This is a genomic window from Mesorhizobium sp. M0184 (assembly GCF_040322215.1).
In the GTDB taxonomy this organism is placed as follows: domain Bacteria; phylum Pseudomonadota; class Alphaproteobacteria; order Rhizobiales; family Rhizobiaceae; genus Mesorhizobium.
The window spans coordinates 120,884-137,841 of sequence record NZ_JAMYSZ010000011.1 but is presented as its reverse complement, the minus strand read 5'-3'; the positions used below and the strand labels follow the sequence as shown (position 1 = coordinate 137,841).

Below are 16,958 nucleotides of genomic sequence, written 5' to 3'. Positions count from 1 at the left end.
CTCACCCTTCTCACCCTAAAATCTAATAGTTATAAAGAGAAGGGATAGCAGAAGACCCGGCCTACGCCAGACCACGTGGTAGTACCTCCAGTTTAAACTATATGGGAATCGGGTGTGAGGGGGAGAGAGGGTGAGCGGAAGTGAGGAAATAGGTTGTGGCTCATCTCGGAAGTGCGAAATTTCGCAACTTCTGCGAAATGACGATACAATCGCATTCCCAAGAAAAAACCCGCCGAAGCGGGTCAATTCAATCTATTCCTACTTTGTGATTGTAGTCAATCTTCGGGCCGCTGGTAGACGCGGCATTTTCCGAATTTTTTGTTGATCTCTCGGCTGGTTACCGGACCCTCGGTGCGGGGCCACCCGACGATCAGCATGGCCTTGCCGATCTTCATGGCTTCGGTGTGGGGGACAGAGCCGTCCCGGCCGAGCATTTCTTCCCATATCTGCTGCACGCAGGTCTCGTCGCGATAGGCTTTCGGAGCATCCGCATCGAGGTCGTCAAATCTTTCGTCGGTGCCGATCGGCTGGGTAAGCCATGCCTCGATTTTGCCGGCAAGCATTTCCTCACTGGTCTCGACGCGGCGGCTTTCCTGCATCACCAGGGCCGTGGCTGCGGCTTCGTCGGTGAGATGAAGCGGGAGGTCTGCGCTACCGTGCTTGGCTGACATCCCGTGATAGATGGCGACCGCCTCGGCCCAAATTTGCATGACCTCCCGGCGCAGCCGGGGATTGTCGATCTGGCCGACTAGGTTGCAGACGATGGGCCAGAAGCGCCGGCCGCCAGTCATGTCGCGCAGATATTCCCGATCGTTGGTAGAGCCGATGAAGATGCACTGGCGAGGGAAGTCCTTGGCCCGCTTCTCCCATGCCAGCCGCACCTTGTCCTCCTTACGGCTGACGAACGCCTTGAGATCGTTGACCTCGGCGCGAGCCATGGAGGAAAGCTCGCCGAGTTCGAGAATCCACGAGCCCTGCATGAGTTCGACCATCTGCTTCGGGTCGCTGATGTCGCCAGTGAGTTCGTTATACCAGTGCAGGGCGAGGATTTCGATGAAGGTGGACTTACCCTTGCCCTGGACGCCTTCGAGGATCGGCACGAAGTCGAACTTGTGGCCCGGCCGCATGACGCGCGCCACGGCGCCGACCAGCATCATTAGCGCGGCCTGGCGGTTGTAGTCGTTGTCGGTGCAGCCGAGGTAGTCGATGAACAGCGTCTCGGCGCGGCACTTGCCGTCCCATTTGACCGACGTCAGCAGCTCTTTGATCGGATGGAAGCGACGCTTTTGCGCGCTCATGTCGATGCCGCCGCGCAAATCGCGGTCGGAGACCTTGATACCGTAGCCCTTCAACTGCGTCTTGCTCTCGATCAGCGATCGGACGGCGGCATCGTGGCTGTCGGTCCAGTTGTCGCCGTTCAGCGTGTCCTTCATTTCCCACAGCCGACCGACGAGATTCACGGGCTCGTGCGCCGAGTCACGCTTTTTCTTAACGCGCTTGGGTTCGGCCTTGAGCACAACTTCCTGGGCGAACTCGTTGTACGCCAGGGTGCCTCGGATGCGCGGGTCGTTGTCGACGATCAGGGCCACGTTCGGCAGCGTGCTCTTTAGCTCGCCTTCCTCGTTGCGGTGCAGCTTGTGCAGCCAATCGGGATCGGCAACGTCGGTTGCGGCCGCTTGCGGGGTGGGTTGGGGGTCATCGACGCCGAGCAGGTCGGATAGATCGCTGTCGGCCTTTGCTGGAATTACAGCCGGCAGATCGAAGTCATCGTCGAGCCCGAGATCGTTGGCGAGCTTGACGGCATTGACCGCCTGAATGAGCGTTGCCATCCGAACCGGGTTCTTGGAGCCCTTGAACGATTTCCAGACGCGAGCCGAATCACGCGCATCGAACTTAGGTGACTGCTTCGCCCATTCGTTCCACCGCTCGAAGCCCTCATTGGCGCCCTCGAACTGGTGATGCAGCGCTGCGCCGACGGTCAACCACTGGTCGCGGTCATCAACCCAATCGGCGGGCAGGCCAGCCATGATTTCGTTGATCTTGCCTTCTTCCAGGTCCATCGGCGCGGCGCGGACTATCGAAAAAAGGTCGTCTTCATCGTCTTGCTGCGGCGCTGTGCTCGCGCTGATGCCCCATTGCTCGATCAGGGCCGCCCCGATGGTCATTAGGAACGGCATGTCGAGATCGAGCGGCCGTTCCCAACGATAGGGAAGGCGGGTCTCGGGGTGGATGGACGGCGGCAGTACGGCTTGAGCGCCGGTGCCGTAAAGGTCTATCTCCCAATCATACTTGCGGACATCGCGACCTTTGGCCTTGTCGAAGACCATCGTGAAGCCGATCGACTTCGCCAACTTCTTCTTCGGGAACGGCGCATCGGTCAGAAAATAGAGATGGCGGCTTTCACCGCCCGAACCGCTGATGCCTGATGGAAATGATCGCGCGGCCGGCCAGAGTTCGAGCAACCTGGCCCATGCCTCGGCCGCCAGTTCTCGCTTTCGAATGTCCAGATCGATCAGATGCAGGTAGCCGCCATCGGTTTTCGACGGCTCGCCGAGCCGGATGCCGATATTGGCGTTCTCGCGGTAACTTGCGCGAAGGGATGCCTCGGTTTGCAGTGGGGCTTTCGACCATTCGTCAGCAATCGGTCGTTTCTCGAACGGCACAAGCCAATGAAGGGATGCACCAGCCTCGATCAGCGGACGGACAGAATCAAACACGCTGCCGAGCGTGGGGGCATTTGCCATGATACGCCTACGGAAAATCAGAGGCCAAGGGCGAAGGGAATCAAGTCCTCTTTCGTCAGCGCATCCTTCTTTTCGGCCTCATCGGTTTCCTGGGACAGTTTCAGCAGCGCGTGGATCGCCTTCCGCGACAGAACCTGGTCGTTCAGCCAGCGATAGACGGTGAAACGAGCGTTGCCGGTCGCCTCAGAGAGCTTGAGTGTGTCGACGCGGCCGAATTTGATGAACTTGGAAGGGAGTTTTTCGAGAAGCACCTGATAGAGCTTGCCGTCATAGAGCTTGAAATCGGCATTCTTGCTCGGGCGACCTGTGTAAGTCTGCGCGTCCATGGTTTCCCCTTGGTTGGAATTTCGGCCACCTTATCCGGCCGCATTCCATAAATCAAGTTTAACGTGAAATTTTTGCACATACGCCTTGAAACGTGATCTGGAACGTGATTTAAGGTTGATGCATTCACGCCAAACGTGATTTTACACCCACCAAGGAGACACTATGAGCATCGAAACCGCCATCGCCGAAAACACGGCCGCCGTTCTGAAACTGGTCGCCGTCACCGAAAGCCTTCTGTCCCTGCGCACCGAAGCCTTCGAGAAAGTCGGCGCCGCCGTCACTGCTGCCGGCAAGGGTACTGCCGCGAAGGACAAGCCCAAGGCTGACGACAAGCCGAAGGACAACGGGAACATCTCGACCTCGCCGGAAAACCGCGTCAACCCCTACGAGGGCATCAAGGAACTGATCGCCGGCTACATCACGGCGACCGACCGGCCCGAAGAACGTGATGCCCGCAAGGCCAAGATGCGGGACCTCCTGAACCACGAGAAGATCAAGAAGTCTGACGTTGCCGCCGACGCCAAACCGGATGCCAGCAACATCATGGAGTCGGCCATTCCGCTGTTCAAGGAACAGATCGCCAAGCTGACGGCGAAGGGCGACATCACCGAGGCGCCGAAGGCACCTGCTTCGGACGATCTCGACCTCTGAGCGACTGCTGACAGCTTGTCCTCCCGGCCGACGCCGGGAGGCGCTTCAGCGGCGAGCGGGAGGGTTCGATGACCTGTCCTCCCAAGCCTTCGGACTCCAGGCAGTCCCTGCTGCTGTCCCGCTCGCTTCTGAAACGCCTCGAACACAGGAGACAGACGTGAACCTTCTCGGAAAATTCGGCAAAGCATTCGCCAAGATTCTAACTCGCGATGCCGGGCAGAGTCATCGCCTCGGCAACCCGCTTGGCGTGGACAGTGGCCCTTTCCTGGCACGCAGGAACGCCATGGCCCTGATGACGGGCGGGCGCGGCTTCAGCGTTCCGGCCAAGACTCCACGCGTCCATCGGACGTTGGGAACGACACGCGGCCAGCGCAAGCGTGCTGCGCGCCAGTGGGCCAATACCGCCGAGACGGAGCGGCAGGAGCGCGTCTGCGCGAGCATCATGGCCAGAACCGGGATGCGCAGAGACGAGGCTGCCAGGTCGTTCGGGTCTCTCTGAACCCAGGAGCTTACCATGTCCCATATTTTTCCGCCCTTCCGACACATTGTGGTCACCAATCAGGTCGGCACTCGGTTCCCGAGCAAAATCCTGGTGGAGACGCCGACATCGTTCAACACGCCACACGGCTTGTTCGACAAAGACGGCCGCAAGCAGTGGGGCCACCCCGAAATCACTTTCGAGGGCCCTTTCACGTCCGAAGGTGACATGGAGTCGCTCCCTTGATGACCTTCGACGAAATCCGCGCCGAGGGCACGGGCATCCGCGTCCACGGCAACGGCTTCATTCAGATCGACCTGCCGAATTCGAAGCGAGTCAACGTGTGGGGTCATTCGGCCATCCCTCGGCAGAATGTCGCTACGCAACTGCATGACCATCGGTTCGACTTCTATAGCTTCGTGCTGCGCGGCACGATGGTCAACGCGATCTACCGGGAATCGACGACGCGAGGGTTAGACCCATCGCACGATGTCTATACGCCGCAGCCGCGCGCGGGGGAGGATACAGTTCTCGTCCCCTTTGGCGATCCCGCGCGACTGTTCATCAGGCAGGTGGACGCGATGTTGCAGGGTGAGTCCTACCGCATGAGGGCCGGCGACATTCATGAGACGTTTGTCAACCAGCCGACCGCGACACTGATGCTCAAGGGTGATGTTTACGACATGCCAGTGAGGGTGTTCTGCCCGCGCGGCAAACTGCCCGACAACGATTTCGTTCGCGACCAGGTGATGAGCGAAGCCGATCTCTGGCAAATCGTGAGGGAAGTTTTCGCATGATCCACGACTACCTGCCGTGGTTGCTATCGGCCATCACGATCTACATGACCATCCTCGCCGGCAACAAGTCGCGCTATGCCTGGCTGATTGGTCTCGGCAACCAGGCCCTATGGCTGGTCTGGATAGTCACGGTCGGCGCGTGGGGCTTGCTCCCGATGAACGTCGCCTTGTGGTTCGTCTATGCCCGCAATCACTGGAAGTGGACTCGCACATGAAATTTCACCCTGACGTTCTAGCCGCACATGCTCAATTCGGCGGCGACCTGCAAGACATGCAGCGGCGCTACGACGATCCAGAAGCCCAAATTGCGGAATCGCCTGAACACCATCCGCTTACCGACGAAACCATAGCCGCATACTGGCCCGACGTGGATACAGATGAGGGACGCAATGAAATTCGTCGGCAGTTCGACGCCCTCATGGAACAGGTCCGCCTTACCAAACGGCAGCCGTTCCCGATCCACCCAGAAGTCATGGCACCAGTGATTGGCGAAAAGGCGCGGACCTTGCCGGATCGGCTCAACGGCCTAAAAGCGGCGCTTGCCGGCCTGCCCGAGCACTGGCTGCAATGGCAATGGGCCGCTGATGCAAAGCAATCCTTCGGCGAGAAGTATGTGCGCGTCATTGGCGACAACGGGCTCGGCATGGGCCGGCAATGGATCGCTGCCGTGCCAGCCGACAAGCATTATTTCGGCACGCTCGCCGAGTACATCGCTGCTGCGAATCCAGACACCATTCGCATGTTGATCGCAGCCTACGAGGCTGGTGCTCAGAAGTGAGCGCACACGCCCGCCTCTCGCCATCCGCCTGCGATCGGTGGAGCACATGCACCGCCTCGGTGGCGCTGATCGACAAGTTGCAGGCCGGTGGCGAGCTTGTCGATCGCGATGCGTCGGAGTGGTCGGCCGAGGGCACCGTGGCGCACGAAGTCCGCGAGATGTGTCTGGACTTCGGCCTCGATCCGCAGCATTTCGTCGGCGCCACGATCAGCGCTGACGGCTTCACATATGTCGTCGATGACGAGATGGCCGAGCACCTGCAGCCTGGCATTGATTGGGTGCGCGAGCACACCGGCAACCCGCACGTCGAGATCAGGGTTGACCTGTCGCCGTGGCTGCCAGGTCAGTTCGGCACCTGTGATACCGGATGGGTGGAATACTGGCCAGGCTTCTTCAACGCGCTCTACGTTTCCGACCTGAAATATGGAGTAGGCGTGCCAGTTGACGCGGTTGGCACGAAGCAGTTGCGCCTCTACGCGCTCGGCATCTGGCACTGGCTCGGTCGCCCGCCCGTGGAGAAGGTCGTTCTCAACATTGACCAGCCGCGCGCTGGTGGCATGAAATATTGGGAAATCAGCCTCGAAGACCTGCTCGCTTTCGGCGAGGAAATGAAGGTCGTCTACGCGAAGATCGTTTCGGGCGACGTAGAGTTCAAGCCAAGCTCGAAGGCGTGCCGCTGGTGCGAGGTACGGAAGGCACCAGGCGGATGTCCCCCGCGCGACCGCTGGCTGATGGAAATGGCGGCCGATGCCTGCGCGGATTTGCCCAACACCGTCATCCCCGGTTACGAGCGGCAGAACCTTGTTGGCGAGCGACGTTGGCTGGTTGTGCAACATGCGCCTGACATCCGCGCGCGCTTGGCGGAACTGCACGAGGAATCGCTGCGCGCCGCGCTCGACGGCAATCCCGATCCGGGCTCAAAGGCTGTCGCTGGCGACCTCGGTGACCGCTATTTCAAAGACGCCAAGAAGGCCGAGGCGCTGCTTGTGCAGGCGCTCGGCGAAAAGGCGTTCAAACCAAAACAGATCATCGGCATCACCGAAATCGAAAAACTGGTGAAGCCGGGCAAGAGAAAGCAGGGGCACCCGGAGACATGGGAGCAACTGTTGACGCTGGTTGATCGGGCCAGCGGCAAGCCAAAGCTTGTTGATGAAAATCATCTGAAACCGGCCCTCACGCCACTTGCAGATGAGTTCGACGATCTCGACTGAGCAACCGCCACCACCCTGCAACCGCACTACCCAAACCGAGCAAAGGAAAATCTGCAAATGTCAATCGAACAAAAATCGGACGGTCGAACCGTTCAGTTGAAGCGCGTTCGCCTCTCCTTCACCGATTCCCTGAAGGACAAAAAGGCCACGGTCGAAGACGGTAAGCCGAAGCATTCCGCCAACATGATTCTCGAATCTGCCGGCAAGGAATATGACGCGAACCGCGCTAAGGTCGCGGCGGCGCTAAAGGAAGCGTCGAAGCAGGCATTCAAGAATGAGGACGCCTACAAGTCTATTGCCGAGGACAATCCGAAACGGGTTTGCTACCGCAAGGGCGAGCGCTTCAAGAACAAGGAGGGCGCTGTCTACGCCGGCTATGAGGGCAACTACGCCATCAGCGCAGGCGGCCCAGGCGGCGGTGCTCGCCGGCCGAAGCTCTTGGACCGCCACAAGCGCCCCGTCGAGGAAAAGGACATCCTGGATGTCTTTTACGGCGGCGCCTACGCAGACGTGATCGTGTCCTTCTTCGGCACCGAAAAGGGCGGTCGCGGCATCTTCGCCTCGATCGAGGCTATCCGGTCGCACCAGGAAGGTGATCGCATGGGCGGCGGTGTCTACGTCGATGCTGACGACTTTGATGATCTCGAAGACGATGGCTTCGACAGCGGCCCGTCCTCGGAGGCCAAGAAGCCGGCCGCCAAGGACGATTTCGACTTCTGATCTACCTTGAAACCGAGCGGCGCCAGACACCCGACTGATTAGGTGACCTCTGTCGCAAGCAAGCCTTCCGAAAGGTGCCCAGGCTTTTGGTGCTGCTCGGTTTCACTTTGAACGGGAGAATCACGTGAAGGTAAATGCAGCGACGGTCACGCACCTGTTCGGTGCCGAAGCGAAGGCTGTTCTCAGGCTCGAAAAGGATGCGGGGAGATCATTCTACCAGCACCGTGGGAATGAGTACGCCATCATCGTCTCGGATGATGGTCAGAAGGTGCTGTACTCGGAACCAACACCAACCCCACGGATTTCTAGAGTAAGTGTTGTTTATTTGAAAGCAGGTATCGCCATATCTGACGATAACACACCTAGAAATGTCGCCTTCGTTTACTCTGTTCCGATAAAGATGCTGTGTGGCAGTTCGCGAAAATTCTACATGTACAATGTGTCATTTGCCACGAGAAGTGCCAAAGAAATTCCTTCTGAGTCGGCAGATGTTCTGAGCGTCGGATACTACGGAATTACCGGACGTCACCCTCTAAAGCGTTTCGTGGAGCACTACAGAGACGCGGCGCGCGGCGCGGGCCATCTGCTTCACAAGACATGGCACCATCTGATGCACAGCGGATGCCAGGTTGAAGCGCATGTCAGACTCGCCGGCTATGCAGATACTCTTGATGATATCTACAGCGCCGAAGAAACCGCCGTCGAAACATCCATTTCTCCAAAAGGATTGAACGTTGTGCCAGGTGGCCACGCCGGTATCAAGTTCTTGCACAACTTGCGTCTCCTAGACCGCGCCGTTGGGGTGAGCCCCGATAAACGTGACGATGCTTTACGGGCGTTAGAGGTCGACAAGCGGGTGACGCATTACCGCAGTGGGCATTTCAGAACGCTTCCCACGGGCAAAGAAACTTGGATTCGCCCATGTTGGGTGAATCCGTCGCCTGAATTCGAGAAGGTGGCCGCATGAACGAACTCATTCTCGACGTTGAGTCGTTCTGGTACTTCTTCTACGTCGGCCTGATGCGCAGGCATGACAAGAAGCGGATCGGCTTCGAATATAGCTGGCGGCACCCTGAGTATGACCGAGAGCGCTTGCGTCGAATCCTGATGACGCACACGACCTACGGTTACAACAGTCTCTCCTACGATTTGCCGCTGATCTGGTATTCGCTCGAAGAGCATGTAACGCCTGACATGATCAAGCGGGCATCAGACGGCATCATCAAAGGTCGCGTCCGGTGGTGGGATGTCGAGGATTTCCTCGGTATCCGCATTCCCTATGAGGTGAAGCAGCGGCACATCGACCTGATTGAGCCGCAGCCCAATGCGATCGCCGGCTTGAAGACGCTGAACGGGCGGACGCACGCGGCGCAAATGCAAGACCTGCCGTTCGATCCTGATGAACACTTGGACGACGAAAAGGCGGATGAACTGATCGCCTACAACATGGGGCCGGATTTGGACGGCCCCGACAGGTTGATCGATGCACTGGCCGAGCCCTTGGAACTGCGGCGCGCTTTGGGCCACGCTTACGGCAAGAATTTCATGTCTAAGTCGGACAGCCAGATCGGTGAAGCTATCGTCAAGTCTCGCATCGAGTACCTGTCTGGCGACCGTGTGCTACGCGCCGACGTGAAACCTGGCACGACGTTCCGCTACCCCGTTCCCGAGTTCATGAAGTTCGAGACGCCGCAGTTACAGACGATCCTTGACCGCGTTCGCAACACGGATTTCATCGTCAACGCAGAAGGCAAGGTGGACCTGCCGAAGTGGCTGCTCGATGCGCAGCCGGTGATCGGTTCGTCGACTTATTCGATGGGCATCGGAGGGTTGCATTCAATTGAAAGCAACCGAGCCGTGCATTCAACGGAAACACACGTTCTACTAGACGCGGATGTTGCGAGCATGTATCCAGCTATCATCCTAATGCTCGGACTGTATCCGAAGGCTCTCGGCCAGAAGTTTCTCGAAGTCTATAAAGAGATCAAGGAAGAACGCCTCATCGCTAAGAAGAAGGCTGCTGAAATAAAGAAGAAGTTGAAAGCAACTCCAGATGATGCAAAGCTAAAAGCAGAGCTTGATGTCGAACAGACCAGGGACAAAGGGCTTAAAATCTCACTTAACGGGTGCTTCGGAAAGCTCGGCAGCCGTTACAGCGTGCTTTATGCCCCACATCTTCTTCTTTCAGTTACTTTGACCGGGCAACTTAGTCTTCTTATGCTGATCGAGCGTGCGGAACTAGCTGGAATTCCAGTCGTTAGCGGCAACACCGATGGCGTGGTGTTTCAGTGCCCGCGTGACAAGCAGGCCGGCATTGCCGCTAATCGTCTAAAGCCGTCCACCCTTGCGGCCGTCTGCGATCAGTGGGAGCGCGACACCGGTATGGACCTCGAATTCAACGAGTACAAGGCAATCTATAACCAAAGCGTGAACTCGTATTTCGCGATCAAGGCTGACGGCGGCCATAAGCGGAAAGGCCCGTGGGCGGTTCCGTGGAACAGTCATCCCGACGACCATGATCCGCGCGGCCAACTTATGAAAAATCCCCAAACCACCATTTGCTCGGACGCGGCGCTCGCCCGCATCAAGGACGGCACGCCGGTTTCAGAGACGATCCGCAACTGCCGCGACATCAAGCAGTTCGTCACGGTGATCAAGGCAACAGGTGGCGCCACCTGGCGCGGCGAATATCTCGGCAAGGTGGTGCGGTTTTACTACGGCATCGGTGGTGATGCGATCTTCAAGGCCACACCCAACGCCTCGACCGGCAACTTTCCCAAAGTGCCTAAGTCGGACGGCGCGATAGAATGTATGCGGTTGCCCGACGAGTTCCCCGACGACATCGACTATGCGCGCTACATCGCCGAGGCCGAGGAAATCCTTCAGGACGTAGGCTTCTACGGTCCCAAAATTGCGCCTCCGAAGCCGATACGCGTGACGAAGGCAAACCGTCAACTCGTCTTTGAATGGCTGACCGCAGCATGAGCGGCAGAAAGTACTGGTCAACGGCAGAGTTGGCGCGCGACGCGGCCTACTGGCGAAAGGGTGAAGCCTTCGCCGATGACATGATCAGGAAGACCTGGGACCGATCCGGCTACCAGTCGCCTCGCTGGTCTCTCGCGAAAAACAAGGCTCACATGAACGCGGCCGCATCGGAAGCCGAGATCGCGAAGCGCAAGGTGCCAGCATGAAGGTGCTCGACGATTTCGATTTTACAGAGCGCCGTGTCGAGGCCAATGAAGAACTCGACGTGGTGGCGTGGGCCGAAAACAACGGCTGGCTGGTGCGCAAGCTTCAGTGGATAGGCCGCCGCAGCGCGCCCGATCGCCTGTTCGCCGGCTACGGGCAACTGCTCCTGATCGAGATGAAGAAGCGGGGCAAAACGCCATCAAAGGACGGCAAACTGTCTGAAGGTCAGCGGCTGGAATTCGAGCGCTTCGCCGCTGTCGGCGTCACGGTGTCGGTCTTCTACACCGGCGAGGACGCTATTGCTTTTCTCAAATCTAAAATGTAAATTCACGTTTAACGTGATTGTGTTGCAACCCGAGGAACTGAAAATGGAAAAAGTCATAGCAATCGATTCGGAATTGGAACGTCAGTATCACTATGCGGACGGCGCAATTTTCAATGTTCCAGAGCCCAAAACCGTCCACGTCATCGCCGACGACCGTGGGGTGACTCACCGTGTGATCTCCCGGAACGGGCGGACTTACCGACCGGAACGCAACTGGATTGGCATCTCGTGGCTACCAGCTGCTGGCGAAGCGCCGTTCGTTGCATAGGTGTGATCTGGACCCTCGCAAATCGCGTCGATCCGTTCGCACGAGACATTGCTGATAGGCACTACAACCGGCAGTCGATCGGTGCGGCCAACTTTGCGCCTCCCGGCCGCTGTCTTGTGCTCAAAGCATCGTCGCCGACCGGCAAGGCATTCTGGATTACGTCCTGGCCCTACGCCCGCTTCGTGAAGCACAGATGGGCTGGCGCCTGGGTGTGCTCGGCGTTTCGCAATGAGACCTGCGGTGTGGCCACCGAAATGATCGAGCAGGCCATAGCAGCCACTGTGGCCTATTACGGCCAGCCGCCACTTCAAGGTCTTGTGACTTTCCTTGACACGAAAAAGGTGAAGCCGATCATGCGGCGAGGACGCAAGCATTGGGGCTACACTTGGGAGAAGGTCGGGTTCCGGCACGTCGGTTGGACCGGTAGCGGACTGATGGCCTTCCAACTGCCGCTGGAAGGCTTTCCTCCACCGCAAGAGCCGGCCGGCTTCGGGGCGCCGCACAACGATTTTCGGACAGAGCAGCACCTTGCCGCAGACGTGGCCGAATTCGAGTGGATGATTGCAGCGTGATCATTCGCCCGCGCTCCGACCTGCGCAACGCGCAGCGGATCATATCGAGCATCGTCAAGAGCGATGCCGCAAAGCTAATCATCAGCGGAATGGGAAGCGGCAAGACGGGCGCTACGCTCGACGGGCTCTACGATATGCTCAGCCGGTTCGAGGTTCACCATGTCCTTGTAATCGCCCCGCGCTTCGTCGCGGCGAACACCTGGCCAGACGAGATCGAGGCTTGGCAACACACTCGCGCGCTCTCCTACGCGGTCGCCGTTGGCGAGCCCGAAGAACGGCTCGCCGCGATCCGAGCGCGGAAGGAAATAACCACCCTCAATTTTGAAAACCTGCCGTGGCTCGCGCAGTCCATTCGATCGGTGGACAACTGGTATTGGGATTGCGTCGTGATCGACGAATCCTCCCGGATGAAAAGCGGCGAGGGGCGCACCAAGCCTACAAAGGTCAAGACCGTCAACAAGGCAGGCGAGATCGTCACGAAGGTCCGGAAGGGTGGAAATATGACCCGTTTTGGGATCATGACGACTGCCCGGCGCAAGATCGATCGTGTCATCGAACTGACCGGCACACCGGCGCCGAAGGGGCTTATTGACCTGTGGGGGCAAGCCTACCTGCTGGACCAGGGGCAGCGCCTCGGCCGCGACAAGGGCGAGTTCGAAAACCGTTGGTTCGACAAGGATAAATACACGCACACCGTCGAGCCGAAGCCGGGCGCCGAGGAAGAAATTCTCGCCCGACTGCACGATGTCCTGGTCACCATCCCGCAGGAAAAAGTTGCCGACGATGCCAAATTCATCCCCATGAAAGTGCGCCTGCCCGAGCAGGCTATGCGTGATTATCGAGAGTTCGAAAAAACACTTTATAGTGAACCTCACGATGTCGAGGCCGTCTCGAACGGGGTCTTGGCGAACAAGCTCCTGCAGTTCGCCAACGGCCATATGTATCGCGAAGACCGGACGGTGGTCCATATTCACGATGCCAAAATGGAGGCCCTGGATGAACTTATTGAGAGTGCGCAGGGTGAAAACCTGCTGGTGTTCTACGGCTTCAAGTTCGACAAGGATGCCATCAGGAAGCGTTACCCTCATGCCGTGGTCGCCAACGAGTCCAATGACTTCGTAACTGACTGGAATAAAAACAGAATTCGACTTGGATTGGCGCATCCTGCATCAATCGGGCACGGCACGAACCTACAGTATGGGGGCCACCTTGCAGCTTGGTATGGGTTGACATTTTCACTCGAACTTTGGCTGCAGGCCAACAAACGCCTACCCCGACCAGGGCAAACCGAACAGGTGCTCATCTACCCGATCATCGCCGAGGGAACATACGACGAACGGGCGATAACCATCCTGAACGACAGAAATGCGACTCAGGATCGGATCATTCGAAATTTCACGCTTCGGACTTGACTTTCACTTAAAATGTTCACATCTTCCTTTAGTATATATTAGTTAGGCGTAACGTGTTGAAAGGGGGTGCAATATGAATGTCGGAGTGGTCTTGCCCATGAAGAAAATTACCCATCCAGACTTCGCCAAGAGAATTGAGCGGGCCTGCGATGGCAACCCGGATGTGCCTCCGTTGAACCACGGCCGTCTCGGCTGGTTCGTCGAGCAACTGGATAAGCACGCGGTCGAGGTCACGCAGGAGACCGTGCGCAAATGGTTTCACGGCGAGACCCGACCGCGACACAAGGCGATGACCGCACTGGCGCAAATCCTCAAGGTCGATGAGGGGTGGTTCTCAAGCGGCAAGTCGCCTGAGTTCAGTGAGACGCAGCGGAAGCAGAACAACGTCGTTGCGGGCGGCGCTGTGAACGCGGTTGCGGGCTTCATTCAGATGGACGGCGGGCACCCGGCCTTCCCCATGGAAGAGGACCGCGAGGCTGAGTCCAAGAAAATCCACCTGTACGCCATCATTCGCGGCGCGAAGTACAGCTTCCACATCAGCCCGGCATTGGGTGAGGCTGACGGTCGTCACTTCCTGGTTCCGCATGAGGCCGAGGGGACGATCGTTCTTGGCATCATTCGGGACGGTCCTTTCTCGGTGCGAATTCTCGAACTCGATTGGGACACCATCAGGGATGCGGGGACGCGGAAGAGCACCGGTTTCGACGTGCCTCTCGATGGCCATCAGTGGCGCGAGATCACGTCGTTCGCCGAACGGATTTGAATGATCATTGCGGCAACAGGGCATCGCCCCGAAAAGCTTGGCGGATACGACGAGGGTGTCCGCAGTCGACTTCGAGCACTAGCCTTTATTGAGTTAGTCGAGTAGCGAAGACAGGTCGTTCGAGTTCCGCTCGGTCAGGTAGTCGCTCCACCATTCCATCATCTTGAGCCGTTCCGCCCAATATTCGCTGCGGTTATAGGCTGAGCGCACCTTGTCACCATGCACGTGAGCCAACTGCCGCTCGATTGCGTCAGGTGACCACAAGCCGGACTCGTTGAGGATCGTCGAGGCCGTTGAGCGGAAGCCGTGTACGGTGAGCCGGCTGTGATAGCCGAGACGGTAAAGAGCGAAGATCATGGTGTTCTGACTGATCGGCTTGTCACCACTGGCGCCAGGGACGATCCATTCGGAGTCGCCGGCAATCTCCTTTAGCTCGGCCAGCAATCGCTTGCTCTGCTTTGTCAGAGGCACCTTGTGGTCGCGGGACATCTTCATCCGCTCGCCGCTGATGAGCCACTGGTCCCCTTTGATTTCTGACCAGGTGCCGAAACGAAGTTCGTTGGTGCGCAACATCGTGTGCATGATCAGTTCGATGGCCAGGCGTGTCTGCCGCTCACCGTCGTAGCCTTGTAGGTTCGTCAGAAATTCGCCGATGTCGTCGGCATCGAGCGCCGCCATGTGCTTGACTTTGGGCCGCACCTTGAGCGCGTCCACCAGGTCGGCTGCGGGGTTGGTATCGGCGCGACCGGTGGCTATGCCAAACCGAAAAACGGCGCCTATTGATTGCCGAATGCGCTTGGTGACGTCGAGTGCCCCACGCTTCTCGACCTCGCGCAAGACCTCAAGAATTTTCGGGGCGCCTATGTCGCGCAGGCGCATCTTGCCGATGATCGGAAACACGTCGTTCTCGAAGCGGCTCAACACACGCTGCCAGTGCTCGGGCACCCAGGCTGCCTTTTGGGCCTCAAGCCACTCACGCGCCACCGTCTCGAACGCATCCGGGCCGCCAGTCGTGGCCTCGGCTTTGTGCAGGGCAGGGTCTTTGCCGGCCTTGAGTATCGCCTTGTTGGACGACAGGAGCGCGCGCGCATCGGCGAGGGGGACAGCGGGATACTCGCCGATAGAGAGTAGCTTCTGCTTGCCGTCGAAGCGATAGGTCATGCGCCAGTATTTCCCGCCTGCCGGCGTGACGGCGAGAAAGAGGCCGCCGCCGTCTGCGAGTTTGAGCGGCGAGCCGTCAGCTTTGGGCTTGGCGTTGCGGCACTGGATATCGGTCAACGGCACGATGGGAACCTACGGTGTGGAGTCACGAGAAGCGCACCATACCCACATTTGACTCCACATCAAGGGATGTATTGGGACGTATCGGGACACACGCCGAAGCCGCCCCATTGATTTTCTTACGTTTTTTGCCATCTTTGAGAGGGCTGGTAGCGGGAGAGGGACTTGAACCCCCGACCCCAGGATTATGATTCCCGTGCTCTAACCAACTGAGCTACCCCGCCAAGGCGGCGAAGGCCCGAAATCCAGCTTAAATCGGCAGGCATATCGGCGCGTTCGCCAAGGTCGCGCGGATATAAGGTTGCGAGGCCAAGCCTGTCAAGCATCGAAGTGGCTGCCGCGCCGGCATATTGCTGGCGCCTAAAGCTTTGCCGGGCAGACATTTGGGCGCACAGGCCGGGGTTGAGTTCAGCGAGGCACGTCGCTATGTCTCGGCCACGAAAGCCATGGTCATGAATTGATGAAACCGCGCATTGCAGTCCTCGGTTGCGGATACTGGGGCAGCAACCATATCCGCACCCTAAAGGCGCTCGGCGCGCTGCATGCGGTTTCGGACGTCAACCCCGCGCGCGCGGAGGGTTTTGCCAGCGAGCAGGATTGCCTGGCGATAGAGCCGGAGGCGCTGTTTGCCCGCGACGATGTCGACGCCATCGTGATGGCGCTGCCGCCGCAGTTCCATGCCGACATGGCGGTGCGCGCCGTGCTCGGCGGCAAGGACGTGCTGGTGGAGAAGCCGATCGCGCTGACGGTGGCCGATGCCGAACGCTCGGTGCAGGCGGCCGCCGATAATGGCCGTGTCTTCATGGTCGGCCACGTGCTGCGCTTTCATCCCGCCTTCGAGACGCTGAAGGCGCTGATCGACAATGGCGAACTCGGCGAAGTCCGCTACATCCATTCGCATCGGCTCGGCCTCGGCAAGTTCCATACCGAAAACGACGCGCTATGGGATCTGGCGCCGCACGATCTGTCGATGATCCTGGCCATCACCGGCACCGAACCGGTCGAAGTGCGCGGCGAAGGCGCTGCTCTTCTCGACAATCTCAGCGACTTTGCGCATTTGCACATGCGCTTTCCCAACGGCCTGCGCGGCCATCTGTTCGCCTCGCGGCTCAACCCTTACCGCGAACGGCGGCTGACCGTTGTCGGCACCAAGGCGATGGCGGTGTTCGACGATGTCGAGCCGTGGGAGCGCAAGCTTGCCGTCTATCGCCACGCGGTGTGGCAGGACAGCGGCCAATGGGCGTTCACCGCCAACGAGCCGTCCTATGTCGCGGTCGGTGAGGGCATGCCGCTGACGCGCGAGCTGGAGCATTTCATCCACTGCATCGAGACGCGGGCCGAACCGCGCACCAGCGGCGAGGAGGCCATCCGCGTGCTGCGCATCCTGACCGCCGGCACCGTCGCCCATACAAGGCCCGCCCATACAAGGCCCTAAGAGAAAA

Annotated in this window: 20 protein-coding genes and 1 tRNA gene; 17 read left to right on the top strand and 4 right to left on the bottom strand. The window is 58.8% G+C overall.

Annotated features, from left to right (window positions below; all coding sequences use genetic code 11):
- Positions 1 to 275: 275 nt before the first annotated feature.
- Positions 276 to 2,744 (bottom strand): VapE domain-containing protein, encoded by a 2,469-nt coding sequence (locus NKJ23_RS15970; RefSeq protein WP_352680964.1) that lies wholly within the window; start codon positions 2,742 to 2,744, stop codon positions 276 to 278.
- 17 nt (positions 2,745 to 2,761) lie between these two features.
- A complete protein-coding gene (locus tag NKJ23_RS15965) occupies positions 2,762 to 3,070 on the bottom strand; it encodes a hypothetical protein (protein WP_352633411.1) in 309 nt (102 codons plus the stop codon).
- 163 nt (positions 3,071 to 3,233) lie between these two features.
- Between NKJ23_RS15965 and NKJ23_RS15960 the strand changes: the two genes are divergently transcribed.
- From NKJ23_RS15960 to NKJ23_RS15885, 16 genes are all read left to right on the top strand, one after another.
- Entirely contained in the window at positions 3,234 to 3,722 is a 489-nt protein-coding gene (locus NKJ23_RS15960; RefSeq protein WP_352680963.1) for a hypothetical protein, read from the top strand.
- A gap of 157 nt (positions 3,723 to 3,879) precedes the next feature.
- On the top strand, positions 3,880 to 4,221 hold the full coding sequence (locus NKJ23_RS15955) for a hypothetical protein (protein ID WP_352680962.1): 342 nt from the start codon (positions 3,880 to 3,882) through the stop codon (positions 4,219 to 4,221).
- A 15-nt stretch (positions 4,222 to 4,236) separates the two neighbouring features.
- A complete protein-coding gene (locus tag NKJ23_RS15950; RefSeq protein WP_352680960.1) occupies positions 4,237 to 4,446 on the top strand; it encodes a hypothetical protein in 210 nt (69 codons plus the stop codon).
- A complete protein-coding gene (locus NKJ23_RS15945) occupies positions 4,446 to 4,997 on the top strand; it encodes a hypothetical protein (RefSeq protein WP_352680959.1) in 552 nt (183 codons plus the stop codon). Before NKJ23_RS15950 ends, NKJ23_RS15945 begins: the two co-directional genes overlap by 1 nt.
- Positions 4,994 to 5,212 carry a hypothetical protein gene (locus NKJ23_RS15940; protein ID WP_352680958.1) on the top strand — a complete coding sequence of 73 codons (219 nt, stop codon included), beginning with the start codon at positions 4,994 to 4,996 and terminating at the stop codon, positions 5,210 to 5,212. The genes NKJ23_RS15945 and NKJ23_RS15940 overlap by 4 nt, the downstream gene beginning before the upstream one ends.
- On the top strand, positions 5,209 to 5,775 hold the full coding sequence (locus tag NKJ23_RS15935) for a hypothetical protein (protein WP_352680956.1): 567 nt from the start codon (positions 5,209 to 5,211) through the stop codon (positions 5,773 to 5,775). The genes NKJ23_RS15940 and NKJ23_RS15935 overlap by 4 nt, the downstream gene beginning before the upstream one ends.
- Positions 5,772 to 6,986: a DUF2800 domain-containing protein gene (locus NKJ23_RS15930; RefSeq protein WP_352681128.1), complete on the top strand. Its 1,215-nt coding sequence runs from the start codon at positions 5,772 to 5,774 to the stop codon at positions 6,984 to 6,986. Before NKJ23_RS15935 ends, NKJ23_RS15930 begins: the two co-directional genes overlap by 4 nt.
- A gap of 57 nt (positions 6,987 to 7,043) precedes the next feature.
- Positions 7,044 to 7,706: an ssDNA-binding protein gene (locus tag NKJ23_RS15925; protein WP_352680955.1), complete on the top strand. Its 663-nt coding sequence runs from the start codon at positions 7,044 to 7,046 to the stop codon at positions 7,704 to 7,706.
- A 124-nt stretch (positions 7,707 to 7,830) separates the two neighbouring features.
- Positions 7,831 to 8,673 (top strand): hypothetical protein, encoded by an 843-nt coding sequence (locus tag NKJ23_RS15920; RefSeq protein WP_352680953.1) that lies wholly within the window; start codon positions 7,831 to 7,833, stop codon positions 8,671 to 8,673.
- Positions 8,670 to 10,691, top strand: a complete 2,022-nt coding sequence (locus NKJ23_RS15915; protein WP_352680952.1) for a hypothetical protein — start codon at positions 8,670 to 8,672, stop codon at positions 10,689 to 10,691. The genes NKJ23_RS15920 and NKJ23_RS15915 overlap by 4 nt, the downstream gene beginning before the upstream one ends.
- On the top strand, positions 10,673 to 10,897 hold the full coding sequence (locus tag NKJ23_RS15910; RefSeq protein ID WP_352680951.1) for a hypothetical protein: 225 nt from the start codon (positions 10,673 to 10,675) through the stop codon (positions 10,895 to 10,897). The genes NKJ23_RS15915 and NKJ23_RS15910 overlap by 19 nt, the downstream gene beginning before the upstream one ends.
- Positions 10,894 to 11,220: a PDDEXK family nuclease gene (locus tag NKJ23_RS15905; RefSeq protein ID WP_352680948.1), complete on the top strand. Its 327-nt coding sequence runs from the start codon at positions 10,894 to 10,896 to the stop codon at positions 11,218 to 11,220. The genes NKJ23_RS15910 and NKJ23_RS15905 overlap by 4 nt, the downstream gene beginning before the upstream one ends.
- Before the next feature lie 43 nt (positions 11,221 to 11,263).
- On the top strand, positions 11,264 to 11,488 hold the full coding sequence (locus NKJ23_RS15900) for a hypothetical protein (RefSeq protein ID WP_352680945.1): 225 nt from the start codon (positions 11,264 to 11,266) through the stop codon (positions 11,486 to 11,488).
- 242 nt (positions 11,489 to 11,730) lie between these two features.
- Complete coding sequence (locus tag NKJ23_RS15895; RefSeq protein WP_352680944.1) at positions 11,731 to 12,060, top strand: hypothetical protein; 330 nt, start codon at positions 11,731 to 11,733, stop codon at positions 12,058 to 12,060.
- The gene (locus NKJ23_RS15890; protein ID WP_352680943.1) at positions 12,057 to 13,472 is read left to right on the top strand and encodes an SNF2-related protein; all 1,416 of its coding nucleotides are present in this window, start codon (positions 12,057 to 12,059) and stop codon (positions 13,470 to 13,472) included. Before NKJ23_RS15895 ends, NKJ23_RS15890 begins: the two co-directional genes overlap by 4 nt.
- Positions 13,473 to 13,569: 97 nt before the next feature.
- Positions 13,570 to 14,235, top strand: coding sequence for a hypothetical protein (locus tag NKJ23_RS15885; protein WP_352680942.1), 666 nt, complete (start codon positions 13,570 to 13,572; stop codon positions 14,233 to 14,235).
- Between the two features lie 93 nt (positions 14,236 to 14,328).
- On the opposite strand, the gene NKJ23_RS15880 is transcribed toward NKJ23_RS15885, so the two are convergent.
- Together NKJ23_RS15880 and NKJ23_RS15875 are read right to left on the bottom strand one after the other, a co-directional pair.
- Positions 14,329 to 15,519, bottom strand: a complete 1,191-nt coding sequence (locus NKJ23_RS15880; RefSeq protein WP_352680940.1) for a tyrosine-type recombinase/integrase — start codon at positions 15,517 to 15,519, stop codon at positions 14,329 to 14,331.
- A 144-nt stretch (positions 15,520 to 15,663) separates the two neighbouring features.
- Positions 15,664 to 15,740: transfer RNA gene (locus NKJ23_RS15875), tRNA-Met, on the bottom strand.
- Between the two features lie 236 nt (positions 15,741 to 15,976).
- On the opposite strand from NKJ23_RS15875, the gene NKJ23_RS15870 reads away from it, so the two are divergent.
- On the top strand, positions 15,977 to 16,951 hold the full coding sequence (locus tag NKJ23_RS15870; protein WP_352452922.1) for a Gfo/Idh/MocA family protein: 975 nt from the start codon (positions 15,977 to 15,979) through the stop codon (positions 16,949 to 16,951).
- Positions 16,952 to 16,958: the final 7 nt, after the last annotated feature.

Coding starts and splice junctions, on each gene's coding strand:
- NKJ23_RS15910 (WP_352680951.1), top strand. CDS start 10,673: ATGGCTGACCGCAGCATGAGCGGCAGAAAGTACTGGTCAACGGCAGAG.
- NKJ23_RS15900 (WP_352680945.1), top strand. CDS start 11,264: ATGGAAAAAGTCATAGCAATCGATTCGGAATTGGAACGTCAGTATCAC.
- NKJ23_RS15905 (WP_352680948.1), top strand. CDS start 10,894: ATGAAGGTGCTCGACGATTTCGATTTTACAGAGCGCCGTGTCGAGGCC.
- NKJ23_RS15915 (WP_352680952.1), top strand. CDS start 8,670: ATGAACGAACTCATTCTCGACGTTGAGTCGTTCTGGTACTTCTTCTAC.
- NKJ23_RS15940 (WP_352680958.1), top strand. CDS start 4,994: ATGATCCACGACTACCTGCCGTGGTTGCTATCGGCCATCACGATCTAC.
- NKJ23_RS15870 (WP_352452922.1), top strand. CDS start 15,977: ATGAAACCGCGCATTGCAGTCCTCGGTTGCGGATACTGGGGCAGCAAC.
- NKJ23_RS15945 (WP_352680959.1), top strand. CDS start 4,446: ATGACCTTCGACGAAATCCGCGCCGAGGGCACGGGCATCCGCGTCCAC.
- NKJ23_RS15965 (WP_352633411.1), bottom strand. CDS start 3,070: ATGGACGCGCAGACTTACACAGGTCGCCCGAGCAAGAATGCCGATTTC.
- NKJ23_RS15935 (WP_352680956.1), top strand. CDS start 5,209: ATGAAATTTCACCCTGACGTTCTAGCCGCACATGCTCAATTCGGCGGC.
- NKJ23_RS15925 (WP_352680955.1), top strand. CDS start 7,044: ATGTCAATCGAACAAAAATCGGACGGTCGAACCGTTCAGTTGAAGCGC.
- NKJ23_RS15970 (WP_352680964.1), bottom strand. CDS start 2,744: ATGGCAAATGCCCCCACGCTCGGCAGCGTGTTTGATTCTGTCCGTCCG.
- NKJ23_RS15950 (WP_352680960.1), top strand. CDS start 4,237: ATGTCCCATATTTTTCCGCCCTTCCGACACATTGTGGTCACCAATCAG.
- NKJ23_RS15960 (WP_352680963.1), top strand. CDS start 3,234: ATGAGCATCGAAACCGCCATCGCCGAAAACACGGCCGCCGTTCTGAAA.
- NKJ23_RS15885 (WP_352680942.1), top strand. CDS start 13,570: ATGAAGAAAATTACCCATCCAGACTTCGCCAAGAGAATTGAGCGGGCC.